Origin of the sequence: Vibrio sagamiensis NBRC 104589, assembly GCF_007990935.1 — a bacterium.
Lineage (GTDB): Bacteria > Pseudomonadota > Gammaproteobacteria > Enterobacterales > Vibrionaceae > Vibrio > Vibrio sagamiensis.
On the sequence record NZ_BJXJ01000024.1, the window covers coordinates 48,365 to 67,159 of the forward strand.

At 38.8% G+C, this 18,795-nt stretch carries 15 protein-coding genes and 1 pseudogene; 8 read left to right on the plus strand and 8 right to left on the minus strand.

Going from position 1 to position 18,795, the window contains the following annotated elements:
• Positions 1 to 89 precede the first annotated feature (89 nt).
• Positions 90 to 2,498 carry an ABC transporter permease gene (locus tag VSA01S_RS12720; protein ID WP_039983165.1) on the minus strand — a complete coding sequence of 803 codons (2,409 nt, stop codon included), beginning with the start codon at positions 2,496 to 2,498 and terminating at the stop codon, positions 90 to 92.
• On the minus strand, positions 2,486 to 3,190 hold the full coding sequence (locus VSA01S_RS12725; RefSeq protein ID WP_039983166.1) for an ABC transporter ATP-binding protein: 705 nt from the start codon (positions 3,188 to 3,190) through the stop codon (positions 2,486 to 2,488). Before VSA01S_RS12725 ends, VSA01S_RS12720 begins: the two co-directional genes overlap by 13 nt.
• Between VSA01S_RS12725 and VSA01S_RS12730 the strand changes: the two genes are divergently transcribed.
• The 4 genes from VSA01S_RS12730 (at position 3,189) to VSA01S_RS12745 (ending at position 8,915) form a co-directional block, all read left to right on the plus strand.
• A complete protein-coding gene (locus tag VSA01S_RS12730; protein ID WP_039983167.1) occupies positions 3,189 to 3,791 on the plus strand; it encodes an arylesterase in 603 nt (200 codons plus the stop codon). The two genes, VSA01S_RS12725 and VSA01S_RS12730, sit on opposite strands and share 2 nt — an antisense overlap.
• Before the next feature lie 82 nt (positions 3,792 to 3,873).
• A complete protein-coding gene (fabV, locus tag VSA01S_RS12735; protein WP_039983168.1) occupies positions 3,874 to 5,073 on the plus strand; it encodes an enoyl-ACP reductase FabV in 1,200 nt (399 codons plus the stop codon).
• 205 nt (positions 5,074 to 5,278) lie between these two features.
• Positions 5,279 to 7,165, plus strand: coding sequence for a sensor domain-containing phosphodiesterase (locus VSA01S_RS12740; RefSeq protein ID WP_039983183.1), 1,887 nt, complete (start codon positions 5,279 to 5,281; stop codon positions 7,163 to 7,165).
• Between the two features lie 97 nt (positions 7,166 to 7,262).
• Entirely contained in the window at positions 7,263 to 8,915 is a 1,653-nt protein-coding gene (locus tag VSA01S_RS12745; protein WP_039983169.1) for an ABC-ATPase domain-containing protein, read from the plus strand.
• A 109-nt stretch (positions 8,916 to 9,024) separates the two neighbouring features.
• Here VSA01S_RS12745 and VSA01S_RS12750 read toward each other — a convergent pair whose 3' ends face one another.
• On the minus strand, positions 9,025 to 9,864 hold the full coding sequence (locus VSA01S_RS12750; protein WP_039983170.1) for an isopenicillin N synthase family dioxygenase: 840 nt from the start codon (positions 9,862 to 9,864) through the stop codon (positions 9,025 to 9,027).
• A 310-nt stretch (positions 9,865 to 10,174) separates the two neighbouring features.
• Here VSA01S_RS12750 and VSA01S_RS12755 point away from each other — a divergent pair, with 310 nt between their 5' ends.
• Entirely contained in the window at positions 10,175 to 10,762 is a 588-nt protein-coding gene (locus VSA01S_RS12755; RefSeq protein ID WP_039983171.1) for a DUF2238 domain-containing protein, read from the plus strand.
• Here the strand turns inward: VSA01S_RS12755 and cutA are convergent.
• The 5 genes from cutA to VSA01S_RS12780 all read right to left on the minus strand — a co-directional run bounded on the left by cutA (position 10,733) and on the right by VSA01S_RS12780 (position 13,804).
• Positions 10,733 to 11,065, minus strand: coding sequence for a divalent-cation tolerance protein CutA (gene cutA, locus VSA01S_RS12760; RefSeq protein ID WP_039983184.1), 333 nt, complete (start codon positions 11,063 to 11,065; stop codon positions 10,733 to 10,735). The genes VSA01S_RS12755 and cutA overlap by 30 nt on opposite strands.
• Before the next feature lie 2 nt (positions 11,066 to 11,067).
• The gene (locus VSA01S_RS12765) at positions 11,068 to 11,319 is read right to left on the minus strand and encodes a hypothetical protein (RefSeq protein ID WP_039983172.1); all 252 of its coding nucleotides are present in this window, start codon (positions 11,317 to 11,319) and stop codon (positions 11,068 to 11,070) included.
• Complete coding sequence (locus VSA01S_RS12770) at positions 11,303 to 13,009, minus strand: SgrR family transcriptional regulator (protein ID WP_039983174.1); 1,707 nt, start codon at positions 13,007 to 13,009, stop codon at positions 11,303 to 11,305. The genes VSA01S_RS12765 and VSA01S_RS12770 overlap by 17 nt, the downstream gene beginning before the upstream one ends.
• A gap of 112 nt (positions 13,010 to 13,121) precedes the next feature.
• Positions 13,122 to 13,358, minus strand: a complete 237-nt coding sequence (locus tag VSA01S_RS12775) for a DUF3389 family protein (protein ID WP_039983175.1) — start codon at positions 13,356 to 13,358, stop codon at positions 13,122 to 13,124.
• Between the two features lie 17 nt (positions 13,359 to 13,375).
• Positions 13,376 to 13,804: a hotdog fold thioesterase gene (locus VSA01S_RS12780; protein WP_039983176.1), complete on the minus strand. Its 429-nt coding sequence runs from the start codon at positions 13,802 to 13,804 to the stop codon at positions 13,376 to 13,378.
• 664 nt (positions 13,805 to 14,468) lie between these two features.
• Here VSA01S_RS12780 and VSA01S_RS12785 point away from each other — a divergent pair.
• From VSA01S_RS12785 to VSA01S_RS12795, 3 genes and pseudogenes are all read left to right on the plus strand, one after another.
• Entirely contained in the window at positions 14,469 to 15,707 is a 1,239-nt protein-coding gene (locus tag VSA01S_RS12785) for an outer membrane protein transport protein (RefSeq protein ID WP_039983178.1), read from the plus strand.
• A 23-nt stretch (positions 15,708 to 15,730) separates the two neighbouring features.
• Entirely contained in the window at positions 15,731 to 18,244 is a 2,514-nt protein-coding gene (locus VSA01S_RS12790) for a VolA/Pla-1 family phospholipase (RefSeq protein ID WP_039983180.1), read from the plus strand.
• 197 nt (positions 18,245 to 18,441) lie between these two features.
• Positions 18,442 to 18,795, plus strand: a pseudogene (locus VSA01S_RS12795) (alkylphosphonate utilization protein); the annotation flags it as partial.

Consider the following 18,795-nt stretch of genomic DNA (forward strand, 5'->3'; position numbering starts at 1 on the left):
GCGCCTTATTGACTTAGTTATCCAAAAAGTTATCCACTGTTTTTGTGGATAACTAAAGTATTTCCTTCATATGTGAGTAAATTCGATATTCATTTTTCAATAGGTTTAAGTAGCTTTGAAATTGTATTTATCACCACAATGCTCAGTACAATGCTTGTTGAAAGAGGCACCATTAACCAAAAAATAGGATGGACCTGAGGAGTCATGTCAAATACGTATAGTACAATGCCTGCAACCGCTAATTCGGCTGATAACGTTGCAATAAAACTGGCCACACAGGCAATAATGCCGAATTCTCCCCAAAGTGTCTTTGTCAGTCTATTTTTACTTGCACCAAGAACTCTGTACAAACGAATCTCACTTTGACGTTGTGATATACTAAGTTGAAGCAAAGTAAAGATAAGCAATAATCCAGCGAATCCCCCAATAGAAGCCAAGATTGTAACTGCTGACATAACCTTCTGAAGTAAAATTTGGATTTTCTTGGCCATCGTTTGAATATCCAAGACAGTAACCGTTGGAAATTGGCGTGAAAGTTGCTGAAGTAAAATTTGCTGATCGTCTTCAATACGATAACTCAGTAAAGACGAACCTTTTATCCCTTTCATTACATCTGATGAGAAAATAAAGTAAAAATTAGGTTTCATATCACGCCACTCAACATGACGTAAACTCCCTACCGTCGCTTCAATATATTGGCTATTAATGACAAAACCTAATTTGTCACCGAGCTTAATTCCAAGTTTATCAGCAAGCTTTTGTTCTACAGAAACGTGGGAGTTGCTGCCCCATTTTCCCAATGTCACTTGATTATATTCAGGTATCTTGTCTCCCCATGTAAAGTTTATTTCTCTCTGAATAGCATTAGGTATACCGTTTGGGTAAGAATAGTCATTTATGTCTTTCTGATTAATAGATTGAATTCGGCCACGAATGATAGGAAAAGCCTCTGAACGTAAAACTTGGTTTTTATCTAAGTACATTAGATAGTTGCTCAGTTCTTGATCGGAAATATTTAGTGCAAACACGTTCGGTGCTTTAGCTGGCAAAGCTCTCTGCCAATCTCTTATAATATCGTATCTTAGCAACCCAATAACTGACAATAACATTAAAGATAGTGCCAAGGCTGACAATTGAAGGCCACTGATCATGGGGGTACGATTAATTCGGCTTATAGCAAGCGCTAAGGAAGGAGGCAAAGTAATTTTACTAAGTGCACGTGTTAATCCTATGCTTACTAACGCTAAAAGAATGAATAAAGCAATAATACTTAGTAGTACCAAAACTACCAATATGTTCTGGGAATAAAACGTTAACAAAGGGACTAAAGGGATCAGTATTAACCATAATAACTGCTTGTTAAATGAGCTCTGACTTTGTTGTAGTATTGCGATTTCGGGCGTATTAACTAAATGAACCAGAGGTATCCCTAAAGCAGGTATAGTAATTAATATGACAGAGATGACTGAAGCGCCAAAAGGTATGAAACCGTAACTAGGTAAAGGACTTGGTAGTAAATCTTTTAAAGGAATCTGCAATAAATACTCTAAGCCTATTCCTAAAAGTAGTCCAACTAACATAGATGTTAAGAAAAGAATACTAATTTGGATTAATAACCACCTAAATACCCAGCGCTTACTTGCACCTAAACTTTTCAACATCGCTATCGTTGGTGAACGACTATTAACGTAGCTTTGGCATGTCAGCACTAGCGTTGTCGCTGACATAATGATAACCATCATTACCGTCAGCGATAAATATTGTAAAGTACGATCAAAAAACACACGACTTTGATTGCTTGTATCTTGTGTTTGCCATTTATCACTGGGTGATAGTTTAATAGTTTGCTGAAGCAGCGAAAGTTGTGTTTGTTCAACATTTAAAAATAGCTGATATTGCACTCGGCTACCTAACTGGATTGCGCCAGTTTTCTCAATATCACTGTAATGTATATAAGCTGAAGGCATCTGCTGAAAAGGATTAAAGCTTAATCCAGGCTCTTCAAGTACAACACCTGAAACTTCAAAATTAGCCTCCCCAAGTGTGACAACGTCACCTTTTGAAAGGTCAAGTTGTGTCATGATTCGTTTATCGAGCCATAATTGATTTTTTCTAACATGAGGATCTTTACTCCCATTAAGAACCAAATCACCCACTAGAGGATACCATTCATCAACCGCACGGATAGACACAAGTTGCATTCCTGTATCACTGAATAACATGGTATTAAATTGGGTCATCATCGACCGTTCAAGTGATTTTGATGCTGACAATAATTCTGAAGGCAAAGGATTAGCAGACACAAAAACAGCATCAGCGGTAAGTGCTTCTTTACCTTGCTTCACTACCACAAGCTCGATTCTCATTGCCAGTGCAGATAAAGCGAAAATACTGGCAATAATTAAAACTAGAGCAAAGCCTATTGGCCATAACTGACCTTGGAAAATTTCTCTAATTCCCCACCTTGCCAAGCTCTTATTTAGACTTACTGATGACATAACTGCTCCTCTGTAATTGTGCCTGCCTCCATTTTATAAATACGATCGCATTGTTGTGCTAAATGCAGATCGTGAGTAATGAGTACCAATGTGGTGCCATGCAGCTGATTTAATTCGAACAATAATGAGGTGACTTTCTCTGCGGTATGATGATCTAGATTTCCTGTTGGCTCATCGGCAAAGAGTAGTTCAGGTTGTGTCATAAAAGCACGAGCCAAAGCGACTCTCTGCTGTTCACCACCGGATAGTTGATTCGGTAAATGTTCAGTTCGATTTTCAAGACCAACAGCTTCTAACAATACGCGTGCCCTTGTCAGATCTTCTTTGTTACCTTGCAATAAACAAGGAAGAGTTACATTGTGTATAGCACTTAAACTCGGAATAAGTAGAAAGTTTTGAAAAACAAAGCCAAGTGATTTCGCTCTCAATTCAGCCCTCGTTTCATCGTCCATGTCAGACAAAGAATGGCCAAGTAAAAAGATTTCACCTGTCGTGGCTGAGTCTAACCCAGCAAGTAATGTCATTAGTGTTGACTTCCCCGCTCCTGAAGACCCAACAATAGCCACTTTTTCACCACGCTGTATTTCAAGATTTATACAATCCAAGATTGTTAATTGACCTTGATTAGTAGAAACTTGTTTACTGACTTCAGTGGCTTTTATGATCAATTCATTAGATACAGGTATGTTCATGGTTCGTTTACTTTCCTTAGTTTTGTTTTTACTTATTCCCATTACAGCTCATGCTAATCAGAAGATACTGATTTTAGGGGATAGCTTAAGTGCCGGCTACCAAATGCCGCTTGAACAAAGTTGGCCAAGTCTATTACCAAATATACTGAGCAAACAAGGTAAAGAGGTCATCGTTATTAATGGCAGTATATCCGGAGATACTACAGGAAACGGATTAGATCGATTACCACAGCTTTTAAAGCAGCACCAACCATCTTTGGTTGTTGTAGAGCTTGGGGCAAACGATGGTTTGAGAGGTTTCCCACCTAAATTGATTGCTTCAAATTTATCGAAAATAATTGATGTAAGCAAAACTTCTGGTGCAAATGTTATATTGATGCAAATTCGTGTACCACCAAACTACGGTAAACGTTACAGTGATATGTTTTATGCTATCTATCCCGATTTAGCTGACAAACTGGACATATTTTTAATGCCATTTTTCTTAGAGCAAGTAATTACCAAACCAGAATGGATGATGACTGATGGTTTACATCCAAAACCTGAAGCTCAACCATATATTGCAAATTTTGTTGCACAAGAATTAATGAAACATCTCTGATTTTAATGGCCTAGCTCAAAAAGTCATCGAATACTTTGCGTTAGTCTAACCGTACATTCCGCTACAAAGGTTGGTAATAAAAATGCAAATAAAACCTATAATCAAAGGTGTCATCGCACGTTCTGCTCACCCTTTTGGATGCCAAGAAAATATCAATGAGCAAATTAATTTCGTAAAACAAGCCCCTCAAATCCAGCAAGGCCCTAAACGAGTTTTAATCATAGGTGCATCTTCTGGATTTGGATTAGCTGCACGCATTGCTTTAACCTTTGGTGGCGCAAATGCTGATACCATTGGTGTGTCACTTGAACATGAACCATCACAAGATAAAACCGGCAGCGCAGGTTGGTACAACAATATTTTTTTTAAGCAGGCCGCGCTCAAACATGGCTGTAAAGCGGTCAACATTATTGGAGACACATTTTCCCAACCGGTTCGTGACCAAGTTATTGAGGCAATCGAAACCTATTTTGAAGGTGAAGTAGATTTAGTTATCTACAGTATCGCTTCTAGTTTGAGGATCGATGCTAAGAATAATAAGACTTGGAAAAGTGTTATAAAGCCAATTGGTGAATGTATAACAGGTGCAACAATTGATATTGAACATAATCAATGGAAAGAATTGACACTTGAGCCAGCTACTGAAGAAGAAGCAAATAACACCATCAGAGTCATGGGGGGTGAAGATTGGGAATCTTGGATTGATACTTTAATTAACTCTGAATCGTTAGCTGACGGGTGTAAGACCATTGCTTTTTCTTATGTTGGGCCAGAGATCACTTATCCAATATATTTAAATGGTACTCTTGGCCGAGCTAAAGTCGACTTACATCAAACCAGTCATTCCCTTAACCTGAAATTAGCGAACTTCAATGGTGGAGCCTACGCAACTGTATGTAAAGCTTTAGTGACTAAAGCAAGCGTATTTATCCCTACGTTGACCCCCTACCTTATTGCTTTGTATCAAGTAATGAAAAGTAAGGGCACTCACGAAGACTGTATACAGCAAATGCAGCGTCTCTTTACAACAAAACTTTACAATCAGGATACAGTATTAGTCGATGGTGAACGTTTGGTTAGACTTGACGATTGGGAGCTAGATCCACAAGTACAGAAAGAAGTACAAGAATGTCTGAACAAAATGAACGCTAATAATTTCATGGAATTAGGTGATTACTCTGGGTTCAAAAATGAGTTTATGAAACAAAATGGATTCAATTTTGATGATATCGATTATTCACAGGGTATTGATTTAGAAATACTTAAAAAACTCAACCCCTAGTATTGTCATACAATAACAACGCTGATTAGCCTTAGTTTTGTGTCTCACTGCTGAGATAATGTTCGCTTAAAATACACCTTGATGATTTTTCAAGGTGTATTTTATTTTATTTATATCTTTCTGAACATAAACTGAAGATGTGGCAAAGATCACAATTTAGATGCTTAGTATTCATAGGAAGCAAATTGGGAGATGGATGACCGACATGAGCACATTTCATACCTTGAATTACAACATCCCAGAGACGGTAGAAAAAAATTGGCAAAGTATTGTCGATCTATTAGCTAAGACGATCAATGTCCCCACCACACTTATCATGCGAATTTATCCAGAACATATTGAAGTCAATACATCCAGCCGGATAATTGGCAACCCTTTCCAAGTTGGAGATAAAGGATATCAAGAGCAAGGTTTTTACTGTGAGCAAGTGATTCATAATAAACAAGAGCTTTTGATGGCTAATAAAAAACTGCCATATTCACCTGGTAACAAACTGGGAATGATTTTTTATTTTGGTTTACCTCTGTACTGGCCAAATGGTAGAACGTTTGGCACACTATGTTTACTCGATTCCAAAGAAAATCAATATCACAAAGCTTATCGTCAATTACTCTACACATTCAAAAAATCAATAGAATCACAATTGGCAATAGTATTTGAACAACATAAAATGGCACGGTTAAACCACCAATTAAGAAGTAGATTGACAGCAAGAACCACCGATCTTGCTAAATTAAGCTACTCGCTCACCCAAGAGATTATTCGCAGAAAAGAAGCAGAAAAACAGATCAGTTACCAAAGCTCGCATGATTTAGGTACGGGTTTTTTAAACACATGGGCAACAGAGCAACACCTAGAAAATGCTTTAGTTAAACTCAGTAATGATGACATGAGCTCTCTGACCGTACTTAATATTGGTATCGCAAATGCACGGACTATTCAGGCTCATTATGGCTTTGAATGCTTAGATAAAGTCTTACAGCTCTTCCGGAACAAAATAATTACAGATGAATCACAACACATCGTAACAGGACGTATCAGTTCTAGTGACATGATTATTATCATTTCTGGTCCAAAGCCAAAAGATGTGGCTAATCGTATCATTGAACATATTGATGATGTTCGGGCCGATGGCTACAACATCGACGGTCAAACCGTTCATCTGCAAACTTATACTGGCATTGTTCAGGGTAATATTGGAATGAACGCCAAGCAATTACTTCAAAGTGCCTGTCACGCAGTCACCTTGTGTAAGGAGTCAGGTAAATCATATCGATACTGTAGTGAAGAGAATACAAAGGTACTCAATCAACATAATCAATTAGAAAATTATTTACTTGAAGCCATTCGCAACGAAGATTTAATGGTCTATTTCCAGCCTAAAGTATGTTTTGATAATGGAAAATGGATCGGTGCGGAAAGCTTACTTCGTTGGCATCACCCCGTTTTAGGTAATGTATCAAATGATGTATTGATGCAAATGGCCGAACAAAATGGTTTAACTCAAGAATTAAGTACTTTTACATTACGTGTTGTAATTGAAAAAGCGAAACAATGGTTTGATAAAGTTGGTGACTTTAAGGTCGCGATCAATATCTCTCAATATCAGCTACGAAACAGGCATTTTATAGAAAAAGTGGAACACTTTCTTGCTGATTATCATTTACCTCCGCATTGCCTTGAGTTAGAAGTCTCGGAATCAGCACTTCAAGAAGATGCAAATGTAATGTGCAATACACTAAAAACATTGCACGGGCTTGGGGTAACATTATCACTTGATAATTTTGGAACGAGTGATTCTTCATTTAACTATCTAAAGTCTTATCCTTTTAATACCATCAAAATTGACAAAAGCTTTATTCAACAAATGAGCCACTCGGGTGAGGATCAAACCATTGTTCGTTCTATCATTCATATCGCCAAAAAACTTAATTTAAATGTCATGACAGATGGGGTTGAATCTGAAGAACAAGTGCAGTTTTTGGTAAAAGAGGGTTGTAAAGTTGCCCAAGGTACTTTCTACGCAAAACCCATGCCCTGCCATAAATTTGAACAAATACTCTATATTCAACATCGGCCTCAGAACGGCTAAGGTGGATTAACATTAGCTTCTGAGTTATCTCTCCTTTACTAACCTACTCTTGGTTTCTATAATCGCCACCCTGCTCTAAATATAAGGCCAATTTTTCATGGATCAGTTGACAGCGACGCTCAAAAAAATCGAAAAGCAAAACTATCGTGCGTACCAGCAAATAAAAGGTCAATATGACTTTGGTGATTTCACCTTACACATTGACCATATTCAAGGTGATCCTTATGCTTCAGCTTCTCGGTTACGTGCAACAAGAGCTTGGTCACTCACAGGTCTTGAGTGGATAAAAGAGGAGTCTCTTTCATTCCAGCGTGCCGCCCGTGATTTTATTGCTCGTAGCTTTGATCAATTCGCCAAACAAGAAAATGCCGTTTCTATTTCTCTTAATGGACAGACCGTTTTAGATAATACTGCAGTTCTCTTTACAGAAGAAGGGATTGAACTACGTTTCAGGGTTAACTTACCAGCCGAGGGTCGCTCTGTTCTAGGGAAAAAAGCCAATAACATCCTTACGTTTTATTTACCAAAGTTTATTCGACGTGCCACCTTAGCAAGGGAGTTAGATCATGATGCTCTTGTTGAACACTGTAAAGTAATCGAAGATCAAGCCGCTATTCGTGATCAATTAATGGCACATGATCTGGTCGCTTTCGTTGCAAATGGTAGTATCCTTCCACGCCTTGCAGGTAACTGTGATTTACCAATGAAAGATGCGGTACCATTCAGAGCTCCTGATTCTTTACAAGTGACCTTACATGCACCAAATAAAGGCTACATAACAGGGCTTGGGATTCCTCGAGGTATTACACTTATTGTCGGCGGTGGTTTTCACGGAAAATCTACCCTACTCAACGCTATCGAACGTTCTATTTATGATCATATCCCTGGTGATGGACGTGAATATGTTGTGACAGATTCAAATGCAATGAAGATACGGGCTGAAGATGGCCGCTGCGTTCATCACCTAAATTTATCTAACTATATTAATCATCTACCAATGGGCAAAGATACCGAGGATTTTTCAACTCAAGATGCATCTGGCTCAACGTCTCAAGCTGCATGGTTGCAAGAATCCCTTGAAGCTGGTGCTTCTTCATTGCTTATCGACGAAGATACTTCAGCAACCAACTTTATGATTCGTGACGAGCGCATGCAAGCTCTCGTTGCCAAAGGTGATGAGCCCATTACACCTTTAGTAGACCGCATTGCACAAATTCGTGATGAAATGGATGTCTCCACCCTTATTGTTATGGGTGGTTCGGGAGACTATTTAGACGTCGCCGACACTGTGATTCAAATGCACGATTACCAAGCCGTAGATGTCACAGCAAAAGCACGTCAAGTTATCGAGCAGCATCCTACTCAACGTCATAATGAATCGGAAGATAATCTTCACACATTCCATCCTCGTTCTCTGAGCCGACAAGCTCTCATGGCTATTTTGACCGATGGAAAATTCCGCGTGAATGCAAAAGGTAAAACCTCTTTACGTTTCGGAAAAGAGTTCACAGACTTGAGTGCATTGGAACAGCTTGAATCTGCAGATGAAGTCAATACTATCGGCTGGCTGTGGTTCCAATTAGCCCAACAACCTGGTTGGTCACAGAACCCGGCAAAAGAAATTGAAAGTATGTTATCTTATGATTGGCATAAAACGTTACCTCAACAAGGTGATCTTGCCAAACCGCGTACCCTCGATGTTATGGCAGCATTGAATAGAATGAGAAAGTCACAATTTAAGCAAAATTAAGAAAAATATCCTGAAGCTTAAAAAAGAGCCAACCGTGTTAAACAGTTGGCTCTTTTTCTATCTATTGTAATCAACATGCTTAAAAGTATGATTAACAATGTACTTCGAGTTAAATTACACCAAGCTCTCTCAGTCTTTCCATTAGATAACTGTCAGCAGTGTATCGTTCAGACAGAACAACTTCTGGTTTTGGATGTAAAAAAAGTGGCAATGAGATACGCGATTTTTCTTGACGACCACCAGAAGGATTGATAACTCGGTGAGTAGTTGACGGGAAATATCCACCGGAGGCTTCTTGTAACATATCACCAATGTTAATGATCAAACTACCAAAATCACAAGGTACGTCTAACCAGTCACCCTCTTGACTCTTTACTTGCAGACCCGGTTCGTTGGCTGCAGGTAAAACGGTGAGTAAGTTAATATCTTCATGAGCGGCAGCACGTATTGCACCTGGCTCTTCTTCCCCAGTCATCGGTGGATAATGCAAAACGCGCAGTAACGTTTTATCACTATTTTCTATCATTTCAGATAGCGCTACTGAAAACTTTTCTTGAACTTCTTGAGGTGCATAGGTTTCTACCCAGCCCAATAGTTCTTGAGCAAAAGCGTTAGCACGTTCATAATATTCAAGTATTTCCGTTTTAAGCTGCTCAGGAATTTGTCCCCAAGGGTAAACATGAAAATACTCTTTAATATCTTTTACTGAATGACCTTTCGCAACCTCAGATACCGATGGAGGAAAATAACCATCCTGTGTTTCAGCATTGAAGTGAAAATCATTTTTTTCATCAGAATAAAAGAATTCATACCAGTTGTTATAAATAGATTCGACTAATTCCTGTGGTATTGGGTGGTTCTTAAGAACCCCAAAACCTGTTTCACGTAGTGAGGTGACGAATTTTTGAGCCGCATCGTCAGCAAGATAATCGACAGTTTCTAGTTTCATGGCTTTGCTTCTTTATCGTGTAAATATAGTAAAGTAACCGCGCAGTGTCATTAAGAAAAACATCTTAAAGTCACTTAGGCATAATAGTTAAATTCTATGAGTGACTATGTTTGAACGCAAACCTAAATGACATTTTATTAAGTAAAAGTTTTAATTTGAGCACGGAATTGGAGAGACTATTCGTTGAATTTCTAATTGGCCCCTACACTATATTGATTTGGTGTATGAAAGAGTGGCTGGTTTATTGAACACCGTTCATTTATATGTAATCATAATGCGGTTAACGCACCATTTAAGGACATACAACCCTATGAAAAGTAGCTCGACATTACGTTTATTAACACTACTTTATGCCTGTATATTTTTATTTTCTGTTGTCGAACCAAGTTCATATTCTGTCTGGCTAGCAGAGATCATTCCTGCCATTGCTATTCTTGCCATAATTTGGGCCATATCAAGACGATTTTCGTTCAGTAGAACCGCTTATGTATTAATGTTTATTTGGCTTTGTCTACATACGATTGGTGCTAAGTATACTTTTGCTGACGTTCCTTTTGATTGGTTTAATCAATTGATTGGTTCAGATCGTAACAATTTCGATCGTGTTGCACATTTTTCAATAGGCTTGTATGCCTACCCTATTGCCGAATATTTGATCAAACAAAAAAAAGCGAGTATCGCGTTATCAGCTCTATTCGCTTTATTTGCGATCATGTCACTTGCAGCAAGCTATGAAATTATAGAATGGTGGTATGCAGCACTAGCTGGTGGTGATGATGGTATCGCTTTTTTAGGCTCTCAAGGTGACATTTGGGACGCACAAAAAGACATGCTATGTGACACACTTGGTGCCATCGCATCATTACTCTTATTGACCATGCAACGTAGATTGACTTAACCATGTTAAATATGGATTAAAACCATCAACAATAGGAACTTGTACAATTTGAGCAATTTCATATTCGTGCAAGTTCTGTATCTTATCTTCAACTAATGCGTACAAATCTTTTCTGGTTTTAATAATTAATAACCACTCAGGGTCACTACAAACTTTACTTTTCCATACATAATGGCTTTCGATTGACACAACCTGAATGCATGCAGCCAATTGCTCTTCCAGTAAGCTTTTAATGATCATATCACGATTTTCTATCGTACCAACGGTACTTAAAACCATGCAATATTCATGTCGCTCATTCATTGTCATTTCATTACTACCTTACCACCAATGATTTTGTAAGCAGGTGTACCTCGTATTAAAGTTTCGCGAGCAAATTCTTGGTTACAGTTAGGGCAAAAACAAGCAGTATTTGTAAAGTCTAGCGTAATACGCTCCTTAAAACATTTAACCAATGCTCCTTTGCCCCCTTTACGATACTTGAATAACAACGCTTTACATTTAGAGCAAGAAATCGTAACTGTTTTAGAGGGTTGTTTCTTATTTGGTTTGGCCATGATTCTCTATTTCTGGTTTAACCCACACACGACTAAAATCAAACCACCCTAGAGCATTACATTTTGTATTTTGTAAAGCGCCACTGTGATCTTTGTTTACGCCAAGCCAACAATGGAACATTGGTATCACTTGATAGCTTTTGACCAACTGTCGGCCTAATTCTCGAGCTGGGAAATCGCTGTATTTTCCAGAACGCCAATCATCTACGAGTGTAAGCCAACTTAAAAAGTCATTATTAGTACTGGCTTGTTCAATATTACTATAATCTAACAGCCAACCAGCAAATACATCGTTACGGTGCGTAGTGATTCCCATTGGTTTGATCCAAATATCAATGTCATCAACATTAGGTAGCTCATGCTCGTAAGTTAAAAATGTCACATCAATATCATACGGCAGCAATTGATTCTTAATTGCTTGAGCAATACTTGGGTACATTGGATGATTTTTTTGGTATGCCAAACATATCTGCTTACCATATTGTGGTGGAATACCTATTGATGCAGGTACAAGATCAAGCCAACCAGGTTTTAAACCAAAGGCTGGTAATACACCAAATTCCACCACTTTATCTTTAGGTAATTGTGTATAGATTTGATAACTGTTTAAAACTTGTGTTAAAAACTCGGCCCAGCGAGGATCCTTGGCTAATCCCGCTCTCTTATTGAGAAGTAAGAATGTACAGCCAGGATCGAGTTCTACTTCCTCTGCTGACGATCTTTTGTCCATTTGAGGTTTAGATAAACTAGGATAGACAATGGAAGAATAAGTTTCATCTATTACCCATATTTCCACTTGGTCAAGAAGTGGGCGAAGACCAAAATAACCGTCAAAGGCGGTTAAAATAAGACGTTTATCGTCATTCAATTTAATTTGGAATGGCCCTGTACCGATAGGCTTTGTGTCAAATTCTTCTGTACGTAAGGATAATGGAAGCAATATCTTTGCTTGGGGTTCACTCATTGACTGTGGTAAATATTTATCAGGGCGGCATAAAAAGATGTCAATAACCCATGGCTCTGGTGAAGTCACCCTTTCAATATGAGAAAAAAGATTAAAATCACACAATTCTTTAATGCTCGCAACGACGCAATCTGTAGTGAGGCGATGGCCATTATGGAATCGAACACCGCGTCTAAGATAAAAACGCCAATGTTTATCTGATAAAGCTTCCCAATGATGAGCTAAGTCTGGTCTAAGGCGCTCTTCATCGTCCAGCCTCGTTAAACCACTGAAAACTTGTTGGGCAATATGCAGTTCAGAACGACGCATTAATTTTTGTGGGTTCAGCATCGTTAGTGGACGATAGTATGGTAAACGAACAACTTGCTCACCTTGCTGATGTTGCAGACCAAGGTACCCCTGTATCACTTGAGCAAGTTTGGTGGGATCATTATCTAATGCTTCAAGTGCCTGGCCAATCTTCCCTTCTTTCAAATAATGTCTGGCTAACTTTTCACTGACATCATTACGACTGCGCTTAAAAATAAGCTTAGAGAGTTTTCCTCGTCCAGCAGTGGGATGCCATTCAATCCAGCCTTCCTGCTCTAGTTTGTTAAGTACAATACGGGCATTACGACGAGTACAAAAAAGTACGTCAGTAATATCATCCAATTGTACTTCGGTATTTTGACCTGCAAACTTCTTAAACAAAGTCTCAAATTGAATACGTAATCGTGTGCTAGTCATAAAGAGGAAATACCCATTAGTTAATCTATCTCTTGAGTTTCCTCATTTTTGGCGAAAAGTGCAAATTTTAAAATGCACCGCTAAAAATACTTTTCCATACTTCGTATGTTATTTATCCAGCTATATCAATACCTATGGCTGCTGCAATTTCTTGTAATTGAGTTTCATTATCTAGCTTTATTGACCATTTAACTTCAGAACTATGAGCTAAAATGACATTTGCCCCTCCTCCAAGTAGCTGTACTGCATCAACTTGAGCCTGCAGGACTGCCATATTATGACCCATCAATTTGATCACGACTTCATGAGGGGTAGCAATAATCTTGCCTATTGAAAAATCAATCACCATTTTTGTATTATTTTACCTTATTGAACTACTCGACGTTTAACGGCAACTGTCAAACGGCTAGTACATATTAATTGTTCTGCTTCATCTTTAATATCGATTTGCCAAACTTGTGTTGTCGAGCCTAAATGAATCGGTTTAGCCTTTCCAGTCACTATTCCACTTTTAACAGAGCGAATATGATTTGCATTAATATCTAAACCAACACAGTAATTACCTTTTTTAACACAACAATTTGCTGCTAGTGAACCAAGTGTTTCCGCAAGAACAACAGATGCGCCGCCATGTAGCAAGCCGAAAGGTTGATGGGTAAAATGGCAGACCGGCATTGTTGCACTAATTGTATCAGAAGTGAATTCAGTGTATTTAATTTGCAAATGCTCCATCATTGTATTCTTTGACGTTGCATTGAGAAACTCTAAAGAAAGCGTTTCAGTCCAAATACTCATTTTTTCTTCCTTATGTTTTTGTTTACTAATCCTCATGACTAATTCGGTCTGATACACCATTAAGCGACACAAGTTCAGCAATCACTTTAATTAAGACTCAATTCATTGAATGAGTTAAACAGCCTATTTTAAATTTTTGATCGTAACGTACATTGTTTAAAAATTGCACTTTAATCAATCAAAAATGACGTCAACTTCAATGCATGACCTATATGACTTTGATACTGATCACATCATGGTTAGAGATTAATCTACAGATTTTGCCTTTCTGAAATTATTTTGGTTTTTCTTTATGCGCACAAGGATAACGTACGCAAATAGAATCAACTGCTCAATAATCAAACAAATTATGATTAATATTTATCAAAGATTCAATCTGGTAATACCATTTGAGAGAATTATCTCGGCATAATGCACCACTGAATTTTTTATTTTGATTTATGCATCATTTTTACTACTTGAATATCTTACCATCTTTGACAGGGATGACGAAAAAAGGTTACTGTGAAGTAAATGAGATGTTAATTTTTGGCTATTACGTTTAGAACTTGGCACATATAAAACCAACAATGAATTAATAGCTTCAGATACACAGCCTAATTTTTGAGCATGCTCATTTTAAATTTAGGCTTAAACCGTATATACGACCTTTAGGAAGGAAAGAATGAATAAAAAGCGCTGCTCTCTGCTATCAGTATCTATATTGATGGCGTTTAATGCCCATTCTGCGGGTTTTCAAGTTAATGAACATTCAGCATCGGGCCTTGGCAGAGCATTTTCTGGTGAAGGTGCCGTAGCTGACAATGCAAGTGTATTAGCTCGTAATCCAGCAGCCATGACACGTTTTAAAGAAGCTCAACTTTCTGGTGCTTTTTCTATCGTTGACCCTGAAATTGATGTCTACGACGTTACAAATAATGAGCACTCAAAAGATGTCGCACCGATGCAGTTTGTTCCTGCTGCTTATTATATCAGTCCAATTAATGATCAGTGGGCTTGGGGCTTTGGTATGTTTACCAACTATGGTGTAGCAACCGATTACCCTGATGATATTTCCGCTGGAGATTTAGCAGGCGACACCTCCCTTGTATCTGTAAATTTTAATCCTAATGTCGCTTACCGAATTAATGAACAATTTAGCATTGGTGGAGGTGTAAACCTTGTTTATGCTCAAGCTGAACTTACTCGCCACCAAGGTAATCTGACTTCAGCATCCGGTGATGCTCAAAAATCGAAAAAGCTTATTAGCATGGATGGTGATACCGTCGCATTTGGTTGGAACGTAGGAGCACTATTTGAGTTAAATGAAAATCATCGTTTTGGTTTTGGCTACCGTTCTAAAATCGATCTTGATTTTGATGATGGTGAATTTAATAGCTACGATTCTGGCCTTTCGAATCCACAAAAGGTAAAAGGTCGCCTTAAAATCTCCTTGCCTGCCATTATTGAACTTTCTGGTTTCCACCAATTGAATGACCAATGGGCAGTCCACTATGGCTGGCAACATACTGACTGGAGTGAGTTCACTGAGCTAAAAGCAACCAGCAGTGATTGTGTAGGCGGTGTTTGTTTTCAAAAGCCAGAGCATTACAAAGGTAATAACCGTTATTCAGTCGGTGGTGCTTACACTCTTAACCAAGATTGGACCCTAAGAGCCGGTATTGCCTATGACGAACAAGCAGGCGAAGCAACGCTTAGCATCCCTGACAGTGACCGTATGTGGTACACCGCAGGCTTTACTTATAAAGTACAGGAAAACCTGTCTTTAGACGCTGGATTTGCATTGGTTAAAAGTAAGTCTGGCTCATTCAAAGAAACGAACAACATCAATAAAGAGATCAGTTTTGACTCCAAAGGTGTTGCATACATTAGTGCAATTCAAATGAACTACACCTTCAAATAACGGTATTATCGGAGTAAACCAGAATGAATCATAAATTTAAAATATCTTTACTTTGTGCTGCTGTATTATTAGCAGGGTGTGGTGATAACAGTTCAAGCTCAGGCACTTCTGATACCCCACAATTTGAAGATAGCATCCAAGATCTTCTTGGCCGTGACGGTTCTATCGACTTTGTATTATCAGGTACAAACGCGAACGTTCCAGTGCCATCATCTTTGCTTCTAGACCCAACGGATCATACTTTAAACATCCCTGTTTCTCCTGGCGAACCAACGGGATTAAATAACCCATCAGTCGCGATGGGTGAAGCGGATGGCTGGAGTACCGTCATGCCATTTTCTATCGACCTAAACTTTAAGCAAGGCGTAACTCTGTTCAATGACCTTGATGAGTCAGGTTTTAGTCAAAACCTGACTGGCGGTATTTTGGTTGCTAAAGTTATCATCGATCCACAGTCACAAAAAATTATAGATTATAAGCCTTTGACCCCTGGAGCAGACTTTATTGCTGTGTCCGGTGATCTTAAAAATATCAAAGTACTTCCACTTACAGGTTTAGAGCCAAATGCAACTTATATCTATGCCCTAAAACAAAGCATTAAAGACAGCAACGGCAAACAACTAGGCACTTCCCCATCTTACGCAATGCTGAAATCTGCCAAGCCACAAGGTGGAGACCTCAGTGCACCACAAAAAATGGTTTGGTTGATCGAGAGTACATTTGGAGCTAATAGTGTCGAAACGGATGACATTATTTACTCTTCAATGTTTACCACCGCATCTGTTGGTCAATCAATAAAAGCTGTGGCGCAGGAAATGAGTAAAGCCGATCCAAGTAAAACTTGGGAACCGGGTCATACTGCTAACCCAAATAACATCCCTGCCGAACAACTCAAAGAGCTTTATACATTTGAAAATGTTACTCAGATTGATTTTGGTGAAGCGTTACTTTCTGATCAACTATTTCTTAGCCTTTTTCCCAATGCAGAAGAAGGCTTAGCCGTAGCAGAACAAATGAAAAATCTCTATCTTGTGGCAAAAGCATTTACTAAATTAAAAGGGATTACTGTTTATCGTGGAACGGTAAAGCTTCCTTACTTTCTGAGTAATAATTTAGAAAACGACCAATGGAAGACACAACCTTGGCGTAGTGCCATGCCAAGTGTCTTAAAGATACTTTCAGTGCTGTCGTCTGGCTCTAAGCAAGACCAAGCTCATTTGGTCGCGCAACTTGTAAAATTGGGCTTTTCTCCTGAAAACCTTCCGTTGCAGTTAGCCAACCCTGCAAATCAGGCTAAGCTATTTGGTGCTAAGTTACTCCTTACAAATGGCGAACAATTGGATCCCGAGCGTATTTTAACTAAGTACAGTACATTACCACAAATTCGCTCTGTACAAGACGTACCATTCCTTATGTTTGTTCCTGAAGTAGATGAAGGAAATAATGGAGAGGACTTCAACGATAACCTTCCTCTTCTACAATATCAACATGGTATTACTGGTATTAAAGAGACTTCTTACCTGTTTGCTTTGGAGCATATTTCATCTGCCATCCAGAATCCAAACTATGACAAACCATATGCACTTATCGCTATCGATCAACCTTTGCATGGTCAACGAGCTCTATCCAAAGAAGTAGTGACTACCCCAAGTAACCCAACACCCTTTATGAATTTGGAATACTTGCCAGTTGCTCGAGATAATATCCGTCAAGGTGCTATTGATGGCCTTGGTCTGGCTTATGCTGTACAACATTCTCCTGAAGACTTGTCTGCGTTTAGTACTATAGATACAAGCAACATCTCGCTGATGGGACACTCTATTGGTGCCATTACTGGCATCAGTTCCTATGCCGCTGCAGACGTTAATAATGGCGAAGATTTCTACTATACCAGTGCGACCTTAGCGAATCCGGGTGCTGTTATCGCGCCATTCCTGCTGGAATCTCAAGCATTTTCCGGTCAAATTAAACATTCAGTGAGTTACAATGGTGTGCCTGAATACAGAGCTTACTATCAGCAAAGCTGTGCCAACGATGAGCAGATCTCTGATATTAAGTGCTTTGACGATTTTTACAATAAATCTGAGCAGAACAAGCAAATGATTGATTACACACTCAATATGTTTGCATTCGCAGCCCAGACCGTGCTTGAGCCCGTTGACCCATACAACGTAGCTTCTTTAGTCGATAAGGATGCTCCTGTATTTGCTATTCAGTCAAATCAAGATACTACCATTCCCAACACTGTGAAAACGATGCCTACAGCTGGGGGACAACCGCTTCTTGCCAAATTGCAGTTATCCAACACAATGCTTGGAACACAGGGTAAAACAAAGTTAGCTTCCTATTTCAAACATGCTAAACATTCAACAGTTATAGCGCCAGATTTTACTTCTGAAAAAGATCTGGCTGCACATCAAGAAATGGCTTCCGAAATAGTTAAGTTTACTCTTTCAAAAGGCAACAAAGACGGTAACTTTAATGTGAAAAATGATGATGATTTGTTAGATAACACGATAAATACAGACATCAATTAAAGTTAGCTTCCGATTAATTTAAGGCTCTGTTTTTCAGAGCCTTTTTTTATTGTTTATTTTTTCCTCACACATTGCTTCACTACCCTACACTTCTCTGTTCTATTTGCTCAGAATTGAGTCATTAATGACTTCCCCCCTTTTTTTTCTCGAGATAAAGTGGATAATACCGCCATTCAAAATTACTCAGGTATGCTCTTATGTCTATCGAAACGACTCTTCTTTCACGCTGCGATTCAAAATGTGAACTGTGTGCATCAGATTCACAACTCACGGCTTACGCTGTGCCACCGCACAGCAATGTCACAGTTGATACTGCTATCATGATTTGTGATAAGTGCCATAGTGAGATCGAAGACCCTAAAGACATTAACCACTGGCGCTGCTTGAACGACAGCATGTGGAGCCAAGTTCCAGCAGTACAAGTGACGGCTTGGCGTCAATTGACTCGCCTAAACACAGAAAGCTGGGCTCAGGATGCGCTCGACATGATGTACATGGAAGAAGAGCAAATGAATTGGGCGATGAAAGGCATGTCAGATGACGATAAAACA

What these genes read in the sequence shown, in the direction of transcription:
- VSA01S_RS12725 (WP_039983166.1), bottom strand. Translation starts at nt 3,190, where the DNA reads ATGAACATACCTGTATCTAATGAATTGATCATAAAAGCCACTGAAGTC.
- VSA01S_RS12785 (WP_039983178.1), top strand. Translation starts at nt 14,469, where the DNA reads ATGAATAAAAAGCGCTGCTCTCTGCTATCAGTATCTATATTGATGGCG.
- VSA01S_RS12775 (WP_039983175.1), bottom strand. Translation starts at nt 13,358, where the DNA reads ATGGTGATTGATTTTTCAATAGGCAAGATTATTGCTACCCCTCATGAA.
- VSA01S_RS12720 (WP_039983165.1), bottom strand. Translation starts at nt 2,498, where the DNA reads ATGTCATCAGTAAGTCTAAATAAGAGCTTGGCAAGGTGGGGAATTAGA.
- VSA01S_RS12780 (WP_039983176.1), bottom strand. Translation starts at nt 13,804, where the DNA reads ATGAGTATTTGGACTGAAACGCTTTCTTTAGAGTTTCTCAATGCAACG.
- VSA01S_RS12740 (WP_039983183.1), top strand. Translation starts at nt 5,279, where the DNA reads ATGAGCACATTTCATACCTTGAATTACAACATCCCAGAGACGGTAGAA.
- VSA01S_RS12755 (WP_039983171.1), top strand. Translation starts at nt 10,175, where the DNA reads ATGAAAAGTAGCTCGACATTACGTTTATTAACACTACTTTATGCCTGT.
- cutA (WP_039983184.1), bottom strand. Translation starts at nt 11,065, where the DNA reads ATGAATGAGCGACATGAATATTGCATGGTTTTAAGTACCGTTGGTACG.
- VSA01S_RS12790 (WP_039983180.1), top strand. Translation starts at nt 15,731, where the DNA reads ATGAATCATAAATTTAAAATATCTTTACTTTGTGCTGCTGTATTATTA.
- fabV (WP_039983168.1), top strand. Translation starts at nt 3,874, where the DNA reads ATGCAAATAAAACCTATAATCAAAGGTGTCATCGCACGTTCTGCTCAC.
- VSA01S_RS12750 (WP_039983170.1), bottom strand. Translation starts at nt 9,864, where the DNA reads ATGAAACTAGAAACTGTCGATTATCTTGCTGACGATGCGGCTCAAAAA.
- VSA01S_RS12745 (WP_039983169.1), top strand. Translation starts at nt 7,263, where the DNA reads ATGGATCAGTTGACAGCGACGCTCAAAAAAATCGAAAAGCAAAACTAT.
- VSA01S_RS12730 (WP_039983167.1), top strand. Translation starts at nt 3,189, where the DNA reads ATGGTTCGTTTACTTTCCTTAGTTTTGTTTTTACTTATTCCCATTACA.
- VSA01S_RS12770 (WP_039983174.1), bottom strand. Translation starts at nt 13,009, where the DNA reads ATGACTAGCACACGATTACGTATTCAATTTGAGACTTTGTTTAAGAAG.
- VSA01S_RS12765 (WP_039983172.1), bottom strand. Translation starts at nt 11,319, where the DNA reads ATGGCCAAACCAAATAAGAAACAACCCTCTAAAACAGTTACGATTTCT.